The sequence below is a fragment of the Streptomyces sp. NRRL S-646 genome (genome assembly GCF_000720765.1).
Classification (GTDB): Bacteria; Actinomycetota; Actinomycetes; order Streptomycetales; family Streptomycetaceae; genus Streptomyces.
The window spans coordinates 501287-514101 of record NZ_JODC01000003.1; the positions used below are offsets into that span (position 1 = coordinate 501287).

General features: G+C 70.7%; 13 protein-coding genes. 8 read left to right on the top strand and 5 right to left on the bottom strand.

Features of this window, described 5'->3' with window-relative positions; all coding sequences use genetic code 11:
- Positions 1 to 16 precede the first annotated feature (16 nt).
- Positions 17 to 1132 carry an adenylate/guanylate cyclase domain-containing protein gene (locus IH68_RS0106705; RefSeq protein ID WP_030929873.1) on the bottom strand — a complete coding sequence of 372 codons (1116 nt, stop codon included), beginning with the start codon at positions 1130 to 1132 and terminating at the stop codon, positions 17 to 19.
- Between the two features lie 120 nt (positions 1133 to 1252).
- On the bottom strand, positions 1253 to 2113 hold the full coding sequence (locus tag IH68_RS0106710) for a biotin--[acetyl-CoA-carboxylase] ligase (RefSeq protein WP_030929876.1): 861 nt from the start codon (positions 2111 to 2113) through the stop codon (positions 1253 to 1255).
- 111 nt (positions 2114 to 2224) lie between these two features.
- On the opposite strand from IH68_RS0106710, the gene IH68_RS0106715 reads away from it, so the two are divergent.
- The 4 genes from IH68_RS0106715 (at position 2225) to IH68_RS0106730 (ending at position 5004) form a co-directional block, all read left to right on the top strand.
- On the top strand, positions 2225 to 3817 hold the full coding sequence (locus tag IH68_RS0106715) for an acyl-CoA carboxylase subunit beta (protein ID WP_030929879.1): 1593 nt from the start codon (positions 2225 to 2227) through the stop codon (positions 3815 to 3817).
- Between the two features lie 8 nt (positions 3818 to 3825).
- Positions 3826 to 4035 carry an acyl-CoA carboxylase epsilon subunit gene (locus IH68_RS0106720; protein ID WP_030929882.1) on the top strand — a complete coding sequence of 70 codons (210 nt, stop codon included), beginning with the start codon at positions 3826 to 3828 and terminating at the stop codon, positions 4033 to 4035.
- Positions 4036 to 4193: 158 nt separating this feature from the next.
- Positions 4194 to 4322 carry a morphogenic membrane protein MmpB gene (gene mmpB, locus IH68_RS59090; RefSeq protein ID WP_099930981.1) on the top strand — a complete coding sequence of 43 codons (129 nt, stop codon included), beginning with the start codon at positions 4194 to 4196 and terminating at the stop codon, positions 4320 to 4322.
- A gap of 61 nt (positions 4323 to 4383) precedes the next feature.
- The gene (locus IH68_RS0106730; RefSeq protein WP_030929885.1) at positions 4384 to 5004 is read left to right on the top strand and encodes a Maf family protein; all 621 of its coding nucleotides are present in this window, start codon (positions 4384 to 4386) and stop codon (positions 5002 to 5004) included.
- Here the strand turns inward: IH68_RS0106730 and IH68_RS0106735 are convergent.
- Positions 4973 to 5503, bottom strand: coding sequence for a hypothetical protein (locus tag IH68_RS0106735; RefSeq protein ID WP_030929888.1), 531 nt, complete (start codon positions 5501 to 5503; stop codon positions 4973 to 4975). The genes IH68_RS0106730 and IH68_RS0106735 overlap by 32 nt on opposite strands.
- A gap of 384 nt (positions 5504 to 5887) precedes the next feature.
- On the opposite strand from IH68_RS0106735, the gene IH68_RS0106740 reads away from it, so the two are divergent.
- Positions 5888 to 7660, top strand: coding sequence for an acetyl/propionyl/methylcrotonyl-CoA carboxylase subunit alpha (locus IH68_RS0106740; protein ID WP_030929891.1), 1773 nt, complete (start codon positions 5888 to 5890; stop codon positions 7658 to 7660).
- 218 nt (positions 7661 to 7878) lie between these two features.
- Positions 7879 to 8502 carry a TetR/AcrR family transcriptional regulator gene (locus tag IH68_RS0106745; RefSeq protein ID WP_037884589.1) on the top strand — a complete coding sequence of 208 codons (624 nt, stop codon included), beginning with the start codon at positions 7879 to 7881 and terminating at the stop codon, positions 8500 to 8502.
- A gap of 120 nt (positions 8503 to 8622) precedes the next feature.
- Here the strand turns inward: IH68_RS0106745 and IH68_RS0106750 are convergent, their stop codons facing one another.
- Complete coding sequence (locus IH68_RS0106750) at positions 8623 to 9573, bottom strand: DeoR/GlpR family DNA-binding transcription regulator (RefSeq protein ID WP_078912348.1); 951 nt, start codon at positions 9571 to 9573, stop codon at positions 8623 to 8625.
- Between the two features lie 166 nt (positions 9574 to 9739).
- Complete coding sequence (locus IH68_RS0106755) at positions 9740 to 11188, bottom strand: NAD(P)H-quinone dehydrogenase (RefSeq protein WP_030929901.1); 1449 nt, start codon at positions 11186 to 11188, stop codon at positions 9740 to 9742.
- 106 nt (positions 11189 to 11294) lie between these two features.
- Between IH68_RS0106755 and IH68_RS0106760 the strand changes: the two genes are divergently transcribed.
- Together IH68_RS0106760 and IH68_RS0106765 are read left to right on the top strand one after the other, a co-directional pair.
- Entirely contained in the window at positions 11295 to 11732 is a 438-nt protein-coding gene (locus IH68_RS0106760) for a gamma-glutamylcyclotransferase (protein WP_030929904.1), read from the top strand.
- A gap of 144 nt (positions 11733 to 11876) precedes the next feature.
- Entirely contained in the window at positions 11877 to 12701 is an 825-nt protein-coding gene (locus IH68_RS0106765; protein ID WP_030929906.1) for a purine-nucleoside phosphorylase, read from the top strand.
- Positions 12702 to 12815 lie beyond the last annotated feature (114 nt).

The window sequence follows — 12815 nt, forward strand, 5'->3', positions numbered from 1 at the left end:
AATCCCGGCGGAGCGCCTAGCTCCGTCGAGTGAGCAGCCACGGCTCCACCACACCAAGCCCACGCACCGGCCGCTGCCACATCGGCTGCAGAGCAAACCGGTACACCGGGGGCTCCTCGCCCTCCTTCTCCGCCGCCGCGGCGGCTTCGGCCGCGTCGGCCTCGGAGGCCGGCGCCTCCCCGGTGCGGATGAGCTCCTGGGCGAAGTCGGTGTCGACGAGGACGGCGTCGCGAGGAGCTATGGACGTCAGCCGGGAGGCGAGGTTCACCGTCGTACCGAAGACATCGCCCATACGAGTGGTCACCGTGCCGAAGGCGATGCCGACGCGCAGTTCCGGCATCGTCTCGTCGTTCGCCATGGTCTCTATGAGACGCAGCGCGATCTCGGCGGCGATCCCGGCGTCGTCGGCCGCGTAGAGCACTTCGTCGCCCAGCGTCTTGACCAGCCGGCCGCCGTGCGCGGCGACCAGGTCGGCGGCGGTGGTCTCGAAGGCCTCGACGAGTTCGCCGAGTTCCTCCTCCTCCATACGGCGGGTCAGGCGGGTGAAGCCGACCAGGTCCGCGAAGCCGACGGCCAGGCGCCGGTCGACCATCTCCTCGTCGTCGGCGGCCTGCACGACCCGCCCGGCCGAGGCGGCGAGCTGGCGCCGCCAGACGTAGACGAGGAACTCCTCCAGCTCGGGCAGGAGCAGTTCGACGATCGGGTACGTGACCTCGGTGCGCGTCATCCCGGGTTCCGGAGGCTCGGTCAGGCCCTCCAGGAAGGAGTCGATCTGCCACTCGGCGAGGCGGGCCGTGGTCTGGCCGGTGGAGCGGGCCACCTGCACCGCCATCGCCTCGCTCAGCAGCCCGGCCTCGACGAGGCCGGACAGGCGGCGCAGCGCGAGTACGTCGGCCTCGGTGAGCGCCTTGGCCTGCCCGATGTCGGCGAAGCCCATGGCCCGCCAGAAGCGGGTGGCCAGCTCCACCGAGACGCCCGCACTGCGGGCCGCCTGAAAGGGGGTGTAGCGCCGCTCCGCGCCGAGGATCAGGTGTTCCAGGCGCAGGGCGAGCGGGTCCTCGCCGGGATCGGCGGCGTGGGGGTCCACCCGGCCGTCCGCGCCCGTGCCGGAGCCCGTGTCGTCGACGGTCACGCCTGCTGCCCTTCCGATCTGCCACGGTCAGGTATCGACCGGCCTCAACTGTACGGCAGGTGTGCCCTAGCTCACTCCCGGGAGTCGCACAGCTGCAGGCAGCCGTGCATCCACCCTCGGTCAGAGGGGCCTCAGGTGCACGATGTCCCCGGCACCCACCGGCTCCTGAACCCCGTCCTCCGTCGCGATCACCAGCCTTCCGTCGCCGTCGACCGCCACCGCCTCCCCGGTGATCGACCGGTCCCCCGGCAGCTCGGCCCGCACCCTCCTGCCCAGCGTCGCGCACCCCGCCGCGTACGTCTCCTGCAGGTCGCTCGCCGACGGATCGCCGCCCGCCTCGCGCCAGCGGCCGTACCACTCCTCCAGGGATCGCAGCACAGCCCTGAGCAGGGGATCGCGGTCCGTGCTCACCGCCCCCGCCAGCGCCAGCGAACCGGCCGTCGGCACCGGCAGCTCGCCCTCCCGCAGCGTGACATTGATGCCCACCCCGATGACGACCCCGTCGTCCCCCGCCCGCTCGGCGAGGATGCCGCCGGCCTTGCGTTCCTCGCCGCCGATGGAAACAAGCAGGTCGTTGGGCCACTTGAGTGCCGTGTCGACGCCCGCCGAGCGGGACAGTCCGGTCGCCACGGCGACCCCGGTGAGCAGCGGCAGCCAGCCCCAGCGGGCGACCGGCACCTCGGCCGGTTTCAGCAGTACGGAGAAGAAGAGGCCGGAGCGGGCCGGTGCCGTCCACTGGCGGTCCAGGCGGCCCCGCCCGGAGATCTGCTCCTCGGCGACGAGGACGTACCCCTCGCCTACCTTGCCCGCGCCCGCCAGGGCGACCAGGTCGGAGTTGGTGGAGCCGGTGCTCTGGACCACCTCCACCTCGCGCCACAGCCCGCCCTCCTGCACGAGCCCGCGACGCAGCGCGGCGGCGTTGAGCGGAGGCCGGTCCAGGTCGGACCAGCGGCTGTCGTCTGAAGCATCTCGCGGCGTCATGCAAGCCACCCTAGGTGTGTGAAACGCCGCACTGCTGATTCGTAGCGCCCCCACTACTCTACGGATGAGTAACCGTCCCCCCTTTTGAGCAGGCAGGGAGCCGCGATCCCGATGTCCGAGCCGGAAGAGATCGATATCCACACCACCGCGGGCAAGCTCGCGGATCTCCAGCGTCGTATCGAGGAAGCGACGCACGCCGGCTCCGCACGCGCCGTCGAAAAACAGCACGCCAAGGGCAAGTTGACGGCCCGTGAGCGGATCGAGCTGCTGCTCGACGAGGGCTCCTTCGTCGAGCTGGACGAGTTCGCCCGGCACCGGTCGACGAACTTCGGGCTGGAGAACAACCGCCCCTACGGGGACGGCGTGGTGACCGGTTACGGCACCGTCGACGGCCGCCCCGTCGCGGTCTTCTCCCAGGACTTCACCGTCTTCGGCGGCGCGCTGGGCGAGGTCTACGGCCAGAAGATCGTCAAGGTCATGGACTTCGCGCTGAAGACCGGCTGTCCGGTCATCGGCATCAACGACTCCGGCGGCGCCCGCATCCAGGAAGGCGTCGCCTCGCTCGGCGCCTACGGCGAGATCTTCCGCCGCAACACGCACGCGAGCGGTGTCATCCCGCAGATCTCCCTGGTCGTCGGCCCCTGCGCGGGCGGCGCGGTCTACTCCCCCGCGATCACCGACTTCACCGTCATGGTCGACCAGACCTCGCACATGTTCATCACCGGCCCGGACGTCATCAAGACGGTCACCGGCGAGGACGTCGGCTTCGAGGAGCTGGGCGGCGCCCGCACCCACAACTCCGCGTCCGGCGTGGCCCATCACATGGCCGGCGACGAGAAGGACGCCATCGAGTACGTCAAGCAGCTGCTGTCGTACCTGCCGTCCAACAACCTCTCCGAGGCCCCGGTCTTCGCCGAGGAGGCGGACCTGGCGGTCACCGCCGAGGACCTCGAGCTGGACACGATCGTGCCGGACAGCGCGAACCAGCCGTACGACATGCACACGGTGATCGAACACGTCCTGGACGACGCCGAGTTCTTCGAGACGCAGCCGCTGTTCGCGCCGAACATCCTCACCGGGTTCGGGCGGGTGGAGGGCCACCCGGTCGGCATCGTCGCCAACCAGCCCATGCAGTTCGCGGGCTGCCTCGACATCGACGCGAGCGAGAAGGCGGCGCGCTTCGTGCGCACCTGCGACGCCTTCAACATCCCGGTGATCACCTTCGTCGACGTGCCGGGCTTCCTCCCGGGCGTCGACCAGGAGCACACCGGCATCATCCGCCGCGGCGCCAAGCTCATCTACGCCTACGCCGAGGCGACCGTCCCGCTGATCACCGTGATCACCCGCAAGGCCTTCGGCGGCGCCTACGACGTCATGGGCTCCAAGCACCTCGGCGCGGACATCAACCTCGCCTGGCCGACCGCCCAGATCGCCGTCATGGGCGCCCAGGGCGCGGTCAACATCCTGCACCGCCGCACCATCGCGGAGGCCGAGGCGAACGGCGACCTGGAGGCGACCCGCGCCCGTCTGATCCAGGAGTACGAGGACGCCCTCCTCAACCCCTACATCGCGGCCGAGCGCGGCTACATCGACTCGGTGATCATGCCGTCCGAGACGCGCCGGCACGTCGTCCGCGGCCTGCGTCAACTGCGCACCAAGCGGGAATCCCTGCCCCCGAAGAAGCACGGCAACATCCCCCTCTAGGAGCCGCCATGACGATCAAGGTCGTACGGGGCAACCCGACCCCGGAGGAGCTGGCCGCCGCCCTGGCGGTGGTCCGCGCCCGCGCCGCGGCGGAGGCATCGATCCCGCCGGGCGCGGCACGAGACAGGGACTCCTGGTCGGACCCGGCAAGGATCGCGTCCCACCGCCTGCCCCAGCCCGGGCCGACGGCGTGGACCCGCACCTACTGGCCGGGGTGAGCCTTTTAGGGGCGGGGGCAGCGGGCGTCTTTGAGGGGCGCGGGGAACTGCGCGTTTCTTAAGGGGCGCGAGGAACCGCGCACGTCACCACAAGTACCGGCACCTTTTGAGTACCCGTACTCAGGCGCCGTCCCCCGGCCAAGCCCCACGCTGGTGGCATGCTGTGGTCCGACCCTGAGAACGAGCCGCCCAAAGAACTCCGTGACATGCAGGAGATGCTGCGGCGGCTCGGCCTCCTCATGGCGTTGGCCATGATCCTCGCGATGATCGTGATCGGCCTGAGGTGACCGCCCCCGCTGCATCGATGTGCGGCTCCGCCGCGTGGCGCCGCGCGGCTACCCTGACCGCATGACAGACGCGCCCCGCCGCCGCCTCATCCTCGCCTCCCAGTCCCCCGCCCGGCTGAACCTCCTGCGCCAGGCAGGCCTCACACCGGAGGTGATCGTCAGCGGTGTGGACGAGGACGCCGTGACCGCCCCCACCCCGTCCGAACTCGCCCTGGCCCTCGCGGAGGCCAAGGCTTCCGTCGTCGCCGCCAGGCCGGAGGCACACGGCGCTCTGGTGATCGGCTGCGACTCCGTACTGGAGCTGGACGACCAGGCCCTGGGCAAGCCCGCGGACGCCGAGGAGGCGACGGCCCGCTGGAAGTCGATGCGCGGCCGGGCGGGCATCCTGCAGACGGGGCACTGCGTCTGGGACACGGCCAACAAGCGGTACGCGTCCGGCACCGCCTCCACCGTCGTCCGCTTCGGCGACCCCACGGACGAGGAGATCGCCGCCTACGTCGCCTCGGGCGAACCCCTCCACGTCGCGGGCGCGTTCACGCTCGACGGCCGCAGCGCACCGTTCATCGAGGGAATCGACGGGGACCACGGCAATGTGATCGGCATCAGCCTGCCCCTGGTCCGCCGGCTGCTCGCCCAGCTGGGCGTCGGCATCACGGAGTTGTGGGCGCCGGCGGAGAAGTGACGGGGGAACCCCCTTCGTCCTTGCTGCCGCCGTCCCTGCCCCCGTCGTCGGTGCCGCCGTCGTTTTCGGGACCGGGTGCCGTCGGCGGGACCGCGTCGGTGGGTTCGGCCGGGCTGTCGTACGTCATCAGAAGCAGCACGATGAGGGCGAGCACGACCACCATGAACAGGAACGCGGTCCAGCCCACCAGCCCCCACACGAACGCCCCCAGCAGCCCGTGCACGACCGCGGCGCTGATCAGCAGGATGCGCCCGAAGCCGGCCGGCGGGCGGTTGCGGACCGCCACGAGGAGCGCGACGAGGCCGCACAGGGCGTAGTACAGGCCGAAGACGATGCCGCCGATCTTCGAGGACGCCGACATCATGTCGGGGTCGAGGCCCGCCAGCGACATGTCCTGCCGGTCGACGACGACCCCAAGGAACCAGTTCAGCGCCGCGACGCCGAACGCCTCCACGAAGAGCACGACCGCCACGATCCACGCCACCGGTCTGCGCACCACCGGTCCCCACCCACTCTCGACTGCCGCCCGAGCGGGTCGGCCAAGGATGCTGCTGTCTCGACTGCGTACGAGACATCGCGAACGCTACTAACGGGTAAACCCCGGGACAAGGGTTCTGCGGGCGGCAAAGATTCGTTGGGCCATTCGTAGGGACTCCACAAAGAAACCGAGTGGCCCGCAGCACGCTCTCACAGAGACCTTGACCACATGGGAGAGCTAGGGTTTCCGGGAGGAGTCCTGCGTACCGAGGTGCGACAAGGGATTTCGCGGGTCGAGCAAGCCTCGCATCACGCTCCGTGTGGGCAAGCTCACCACTGGGGACGGGTCGTAGTGCCGTGTAGCCAGTCCCTAAACTCGGCTTGTTTCAAGGAGGGAGCCTCAATCGTGCGCAAGGTGCTCATCGCCAACCGTGGCGAAATCGCTGTCCGCGTGGCCCGGGCCTGCCGGGACGCCGGGATCGCGAGCGTGGCCGTCTACGCGGACCCGGACCGCGACGCTCTGCATGTCCGCGCCGCGGACGAGGCGTTCGCCCTGGGCGGTGACACCCCGGCGACCAGTTACCTGGTGATCGACAAGATCCTGAACGCGGCGAGCGAATCCGGCGCGGACGCCATCCACCCCGGATACGGCTTCCTCTCCGAGAACGCCGACTTCGCGCAGGCGGTCCTGGACGCCGGGCTGATCTGGATCGGCCCACCGCCGCAGGCCATCCGCGACCTGGGTGACAAGGTCGCCGCCCGGCACATCGCCCAGCGGGCCGGCGCCCCGCTGGTGGCCGGCACGCCCGACCCGGTCTCCGGTGCGGACGAGGTCGTCGCCTTCGCCGAGCAGCACGGCCTGCCGATCGCCATCAAGGCCGCCTTCGGCGGTGGCGGCCGCGGCCTGAAGGTCGCCCGCACCCTCGAAGAGGTGCCCGAGCTCTACGAGTCCGCGGTCCGCGAGGCGGTGGCCGCCTTCGGCCGCGGCGAGTGCTTCGTCGAGCGCTACCTGGACAAGCCGCGGCACGTGGAGACCCAGTGCCTGGCCGACAGCCACGGCAACGTGGTCGTCGTCTCCACCCGTGACTGCTCGCTGCAGCGCCGCCACCAGAAGCTGGTCGAGGAGGCCCCCGCGCCGTTCCTCTCGGACGCGCAGGTCGCCGAGCTGTACTCGTCCTCCAAGGCCATCCTCAAGGAGGCCGGCTACGTCGGCGCCGGCACCGTGGAGTTCCTCGTCGGCGTCGACGGGACGATCTCCTTCCTCGAGGTCAACACCCGCCTCCAGGTCGAGCACCCGGTCACCGAGGAGGTCGCCGGCATCGACCTGGTCCGCGAGATGTTCCGCATCGCCGACGGCGAGGAACTCGGCTACGGCGACCCCGAACTGCGCGGCCATTCCTTCGAGTTCCGCATCAACGGCGAGGACCCGGGCCGCAACTTCCTCCCGGCCCCCGGCACCGTCACCACCTTCGCCCCGCCGTCCGGCCCGGGCGTCCGCCTGGACGCGGGCGTCGAGTCCGGCTCGGTGATCGGCCCGGCCTGGGACTCCCTGCTCGCCAAGCTGATCGTCACGGGCGCCACCCGCCAGCAGGCCCTGCAGCGCGCCGCCCGCGCACTGGAGGAGTTCCAGGTCGAGGGCATGGCGACCGCGATCCCGTTCCACCGCGCCGTGGTCAAGGACCCGGCCTTCGCCCCCGAACTCACCGGCAGCGCCGAGCCGTTCACGGTCCACACCCGCTGGATCGAGACCGAGTTCGTCAACGAGATCCCCGCCTTCGCCGCCCCGGCCGAGACCGAGGCCGAGGACGACACGGACCGCGAGACGATCGTCGTCGAGGTCGGCGGCAAGCGCCTGGAGGTCTCCCTCCCGTCCTCGCTGGGCATGTCCCTGGCCCGCACCGGCCTCGCCGCCGGCGCCAAGCCGAAGCGCCGCGCCGCCAAGAAGTCCGGCCCGGTGGCCTCCGGCGACACCCTCGCCTCGCCGATGCAGGGCACCATCGTCAAGATCGCCGTCGAGGAGGGCCAGGAGGTCAAGGAGGGCGACCTGGTCGTCGTCCTGGAGGCCATGAAGATGGAACAGCCGCTCAACGCGCACAAGTCCGGCACCATCAAGGGCCTGTCCGCCGACGTCGGCGCCTCCATCAGCTCCGGCGCCGCGATCTGCGAGATCAAGGACTGACCGGGATCAAGCACTGACACAGCACGGTCGTCCCGTACGACATCCCGAGGCGCCCGGCGGACTGGAGCAGTCAGTCCGCCGGGCGCCTCGTCTTTCGCCCGTTCCCCGGCCCCCGCGTCGGTGGGCCACGGCCCGCGGACGGTCCGGTCCGCCCGGTCGCGCATCCTCGATGGCATGCTGGAGGCAGACGGGGGCGCGCGCGAGGGCAGGTGGGAGGCATGGTGGGCACGACGTCGGCGGGGACTGCGGCGAACGGCGGCTCAGAGGTGACGCCGGCGCCCCCGCGCGTCATGCGTGCCGACGCCCGCCGCAACTACGAGCGGCTGCTCACCGAGGCCCGCGCCACCTTCGCCGCGCACGGCACGGACGCGTCCCTGGAGGACGTGGCCCGGCGCGCGGGCGTCGGCATCGGCACCCTGTACCGCCACTTCCCCAACCGTCACGCCCTGTTGAGCGCCGTCTTCGAGGAAGCGGTGAGCGACCTCCTGGACCGCTCCCACGAACTCCTGGGCGCCCCCGAGCCGTGCACGGCCCTGGTGACCTGGCTCCGCGAGATCGTCACCCACGCCGGCGAGTACCGCGGTCTGGCCCTTGCCCTCATGTCCGTCACTTCCGACGGCACCTCGGCCCTGGCCAGCTGCAGCGCCCCGATGCGCGAGGCGGGCGCCGCCCTGCTGAAGCGCGCACAGCAAGCAGGCAAGGTCCGCGAGGACGTCACCATCACCGACCTCCTCCAACTGACCAACGCAATCGCCTTGGCAGCGGAAGAGTCCCCGGGAGACCCGAACTTGGCAGACCGCTTGCTGACCCTCACCCTGCGGGGCTTGAAAGCCGCCGGTTGAGGTTTTTCAGGGGCGCGGGGCTGTGTCGATATGCGGCTCCGCCGCGTGGGCGCGACAAGCCACAACGAGCCCGCACCCGCGCAACAACACGAACCCCTACGGCGATCAGGCGAAAAGAACCTAACGCCGCCGCAAATCCGCAACCCGAGCCCGCTCCCGCTCCGCCCCGGAGGGATCAAGCACCGTTGCCGTCCGAAGGCCGGAGGCCACCTGCCCGCGCCGCGGCCCCGGCAGGGCGACGTCCCGGCGCGGCTGCCGCGGGGGGACGGAATCACCGCCCGAGTTCCCCGAGGCCCCGGCCACAGCAATCTGCACGCCCTGATCGGCGAGAGCCTGCAACTCGGTAGCGGCCCGGTCGTCATGCACCGGCGGCTCATCGGTCACCAGCCGGGTGATCACATCGGTCGGCACGGTCTGGAACATCGTGTCCGTACCGAGCTTGGTGTGATCGGCGAGCACGACGACCTCCGCAGCCGCCTGCACCAGCGCCCGGTCGACGGACGCCGACAGCATGTTGGACGTGGACAGCCCGCGCTCGGCGGTGAGCCCGCTCCCGGACAGGAAGGCACGGGACACCCGCAACCCCTGCAGGGACTGCTCGGCGCCGCTGCCCACCAGGGCGTAGTTGGAGCCGCGCAGGGTGCCGCCGGTCATCACGACCTCCACGCGGTTGGCATGGGCCAACGCCTGGGCGACCAGCAGCGAGTTGGTGACGACGGTCAGCCCGGGGACCCGGGCGAGCCGACGGGCCAGCTCCTGTGTGGTGGTACCCGCCCCGACCACGATGGCCTCGCCCTCTTCCACGAAGTTGGCGGCGAGGTCGGCGATGGCCGTCTTCTCGGCGGTCGCGAGATGTGACTTCTGCGGAAAGCCGGACTCCCGCGTGAACCCGCCCGGCAGTACCGCACCGCCATGCCGGCGGTCGAGGAGTCCTTCTGCCTCCAGTGCGCGCACGTCCCGCCGTACGGTCACTTCGGAGGTCTGGACGACGCGGGCGAGCTCACGGAGCGACACGGCCCCATTCGCTCGCACCATTTCGAGGATCAATTGGCGACGTTCTGCAGCGAACACGAAACTGACAGTAACCCCAACGACCGTCTGCTTTCAGCAGTTTGCGCCGAATAGCAGAAGTTGTTCGCACACCAGGGCGGGAAGTGGTATAGGACCTACCCGCCCCGACTATGCCGTACGCATGCTCGACAACTCCCTGTGACCAGCGAGGAGTCGGTTTCGGCCGTCAGACCTCGCCGCCGGTCTTGCGCGTGTGCAGCTGCCGGGCGACCTCCGCGATCGACCCCGAAAGGGAGGGATACACGGTGAACGCGTTCGCGATCTGTTCGACCGTCAGATTGTTGTCGACGGCGATCGAGATCGGATGGATCAGTTCCGAGGCGCGCGGGGACACGACCACACCGCCGACCACGATGCCCGTACCCGGGCGGCAGAAGAGCTTCACGAAGCCGTCGCGGATGCCCTGCATCTTGGCGCGCGGGTTGCGCAGGAGCGGGAGTTTGACCACTCGGGCGTCGATCTTGCCCGCGTCGACGTCGGCCTGCGTGTAGCCGACGGTGGCGATCTCCGGGTCGGTGAAGACGTTGGACGAGACGGTCTTCAGGTTCAGCGGGGCCACCGCGTCGCCGAGGAAGTGGTACATGGCGATACGTCCCTGCATGGCGGCCACGGAGGCGAGGGCGAAGACGCCCGTCACGTCACCGGCGGCGTACACACCGGGAGCGGTCGTCCGCGAGACCTTGTCGGTCCAGATGTGCCCGGACTCGCGCAGCTTGACGCCGGCCTCCTCCAGGCCCATGCCCTCGCTGTTGGGGATGGCGCCGACCGCCATCAGGCAGTGCGTGCCGGTGATGACACGGCCGTCGGAGAGGGTGACCTCGACGCGGTCGCCGACCCGTTTGGCGGCGGCGGCGCGGGAGCGGGCCATGACGTTCATGCCGCGGCGGCGGAAGACGTCCTCGAGGACCGCGGCGGCGTCCGGGTCCTCGCCGGGCAGCACACGGTCCCGGGAGGACACGAGGGTGACCTTGGAGCCGAGGGCCTGGTAGGCACCGGCGAACTCGGCGCCGGTGACACCGGAACCGACCACGATGAGCTCCTCGGGGAGCTCGTTCAGGTCGTACACCTGCGTCCAGTTGAGGATGCGCTCGCCGTCGGGCTGGGCGTCGGGCACCTCGCGCGGGTGGCCGCCGGTGGCGATCAGTACGGCGTCGGCGGTGAGGGTCTCCTCGGTGCCGTCGGCGGCGGAGACGATCACCTTGCGGGAGCCGTCGAGCGCCTGCATGCCCTCCAGTCGGCCGCGGCCGCGCATGACCCGGGCGCCGGCGCGGGTGACGGAGGCGGTGATGTCGTGCGACTGGGCGAGGGCGAGCCGCTTCACACGGCGGTTGACCTTGCCCAGGTCCACGCCGACCACCCGGGCCGCCTGCTCCAGCGGCGGGGTGTCGTCGGCGACGATGATGCCGAGCTCCTCGTACGACGAGTCGAAGGTGGTCATCACCTCGGCCGTAGCGATAAGGGTCTTCGACGGTACGCAGTCGGTCAGCACCGACGCCCCGCCCAGACCGTCGCAGTCGACGACGGTCACCTCCGCGCCGAGCTGGGCGGCCACCAGGGCCGCCTCGTATCCGCCGGGTCCGCCACCGATGATCACGATCCGAGTCACGTACCCCATTGTCCCGCACCGCTCAAGGTGCTACTGCCCGGGGGCGGGGCAATGGGTTGGCAAGGGGCCGCTGATACGTCAGGGGTGCATGGGTCGGCTGCCGTACTCTCGACGCATGTCGCTCTACGCCGCGTACGCCGGCAACCTCGACGCGCGGCTGATGACCCGCCGCGCCCCGCACTCGCCGATGCGCGCCACGGGCTGGCTGAACGAGTGGCGGCTGACGTTCGGCGGCGAGCACATGGGCTGGGAGGGGGCGCTGGCGACGATCGTGGAGGACCCGTTCTCGCAGGTCTTCGTCGCGCTGTACGACATCGCGCCGCCGGACGAGGAGTCCATGGACCGCTGGGAGGGCGTCGGCCTGGGCGTCTACCGCCGGATGCGGGTGCGGGTGCACACGCTGGAGGGCGAGGAGTCGGCGTGGACGTACGTCCTCGACGGGTACGAGGGCGGTCTGCCGTCGGCGCGGTATCTGGGCGAGATCGCCGATGCCGCGGAGTCCGCGGGCGCGCCGCACGACTATGTGATGGAGCTGCGGAAACGGCCCTGCTGAGGCGCGGCAGGTTCACAGTTGGACCACAGGGGCCGCAAAGGTCCCGCTGTGTCACAGGGTTCGTTGGAAACGACAAGACAACGATCGCCGTCCCGTGAGCTCTGCCATCTACGCGCGTAGGCGTTGAGCCGCTACTCTCGACGCGTGAACGCATCTCTTCTTCCGGACGACATCCAGGGCGACCCGCACGCCGCCGCCGACGCCGCCGCCGCGCGCCTGCGCGAACTGACCGGCGCCGAGACCCACGACGTCGCCCTCGTGATGGGCTCCGGCTGGGCACCGGCCGTGGACGCCCTCGGCGCACCCGACGCCGAGCTGCACGTCACCGAGCTGCCCGGTTTCCCGCCGCCGGCAGTGGAGGGGCACGGCGGCAAGATCCGCTCGTACAAGATCGGCGAGAAGCGGGCCCTGGTCTTCCTGGGCCGTACGCACTTCTACGAGGGCCGCGGTGTCGCCGCCGTCGCGCACGGCGTCCGTACCGCCGTCGCCGCCGGCTGCAAGACCGTGGTGCTGACCAACGGCTGCGGCGGGCTGCGCGAGGGCATGCGGCCCGGGCAGCCGGTGCTGATCAGCGACCACATCAACCTGACGGCGACCTCGCCGATCGTCGGCGCGAACTTCGTCGACCTGACGGACCTGTACTCCCCGCGGCTGCGCGCCCTGTGCAAGGAGATCGACCCGAGCCTGGAGGAGGGCGTCTACGCCCAGTTCCCCGGCCCGCACTACGAGACGCCGGCCGAGATCCGGATGGCCCGGGTGATCGGGGCGGACCTGGTGGGCATGTCGACGGTCCTGGAAGCCATTGCGGCGCGGGAGGCGGGGGCCGAGGTGCTGGGTATTTCCCTCGTGACGAACCTGGCTGCGGGGATGACGGGCGAGCCGTTGAACCACGAGGAGGTTCTGCAGGCGGGGCGGGACAGCGCGACGCGGATGGGTTCGCTGCTGGCTCAGGTGCTCGGGCGGCTGTAAGGCAGTACTGCTCGGGGCCGGTGCGGCATATTCAGCCCGTCCGGCGTTTGAGGACGAGGCCCTTCGGGCCGAAGGGGGTCCTGGGGGCGCAGCCCCCAGGACCCGCACCACGAG

Excerpts from the sequence above, each read along its gene's own strand:
- IH68_RS0106710 (WP_030929876.1), bottom strand. The coding sequence starts at position 2,113 with ATGACGCCGCGAGATGCTTCAGACGACAGCCGCTGGTCCGACCTGGAC.
- IH68_RS0106715 (WP_030929879.1), top strand. The coding sequence starts at position 2,225 with ATGTCCGAGCCGGAAGAGATCGATATCCACACCACCGCGGGCAAGCTC.
- IH68_RS0106720 (WP_030929882.1), top strand. The coding sequence starts at position 3,826 with ATGACGATCAAGGTCGTACGGGGCAACCCGACCCCGGAGGAGCTGGCC.
- mmpB (WP_099930981.1), top strand. The coding sequence starts at position 4,194 with ATGCTGTGGTCCGACCCTGAGAACGAGCCGCCCAAAGAACTCCGTGAC.
- IH68_RS0106730 (WP_030929885.1), top strand. The coding sequence starts at position 4,384 with ATGACAGACGCGCCCCGCCGCCGCCTCATCCTCGCCTCCCAGTCCCCC.
- IH68_RS0106745 (WP_037884589.1), top strand. The coding sequence starts at position 7,879 with ATGGTGGGCACGACGTCGGCGGGGACTGCGGCGAACGGCGGCTCAGAG.
- IH68_RS0106755 (WP_030929901.1), bottom strand. The coding sequence starts at position 11,188 with ATGGGGTACGTGACTCGGATCGTGATCATCGGTGGCGGACCCGGCGGA.
- IH68_RS0106760 (WP_030929904.1), top strand. The coding sequence starts at position 11,295 with ATGTCGCTCTACGCCGCGTACGCCGGCAACCTCGACGCGCGGCTGATG.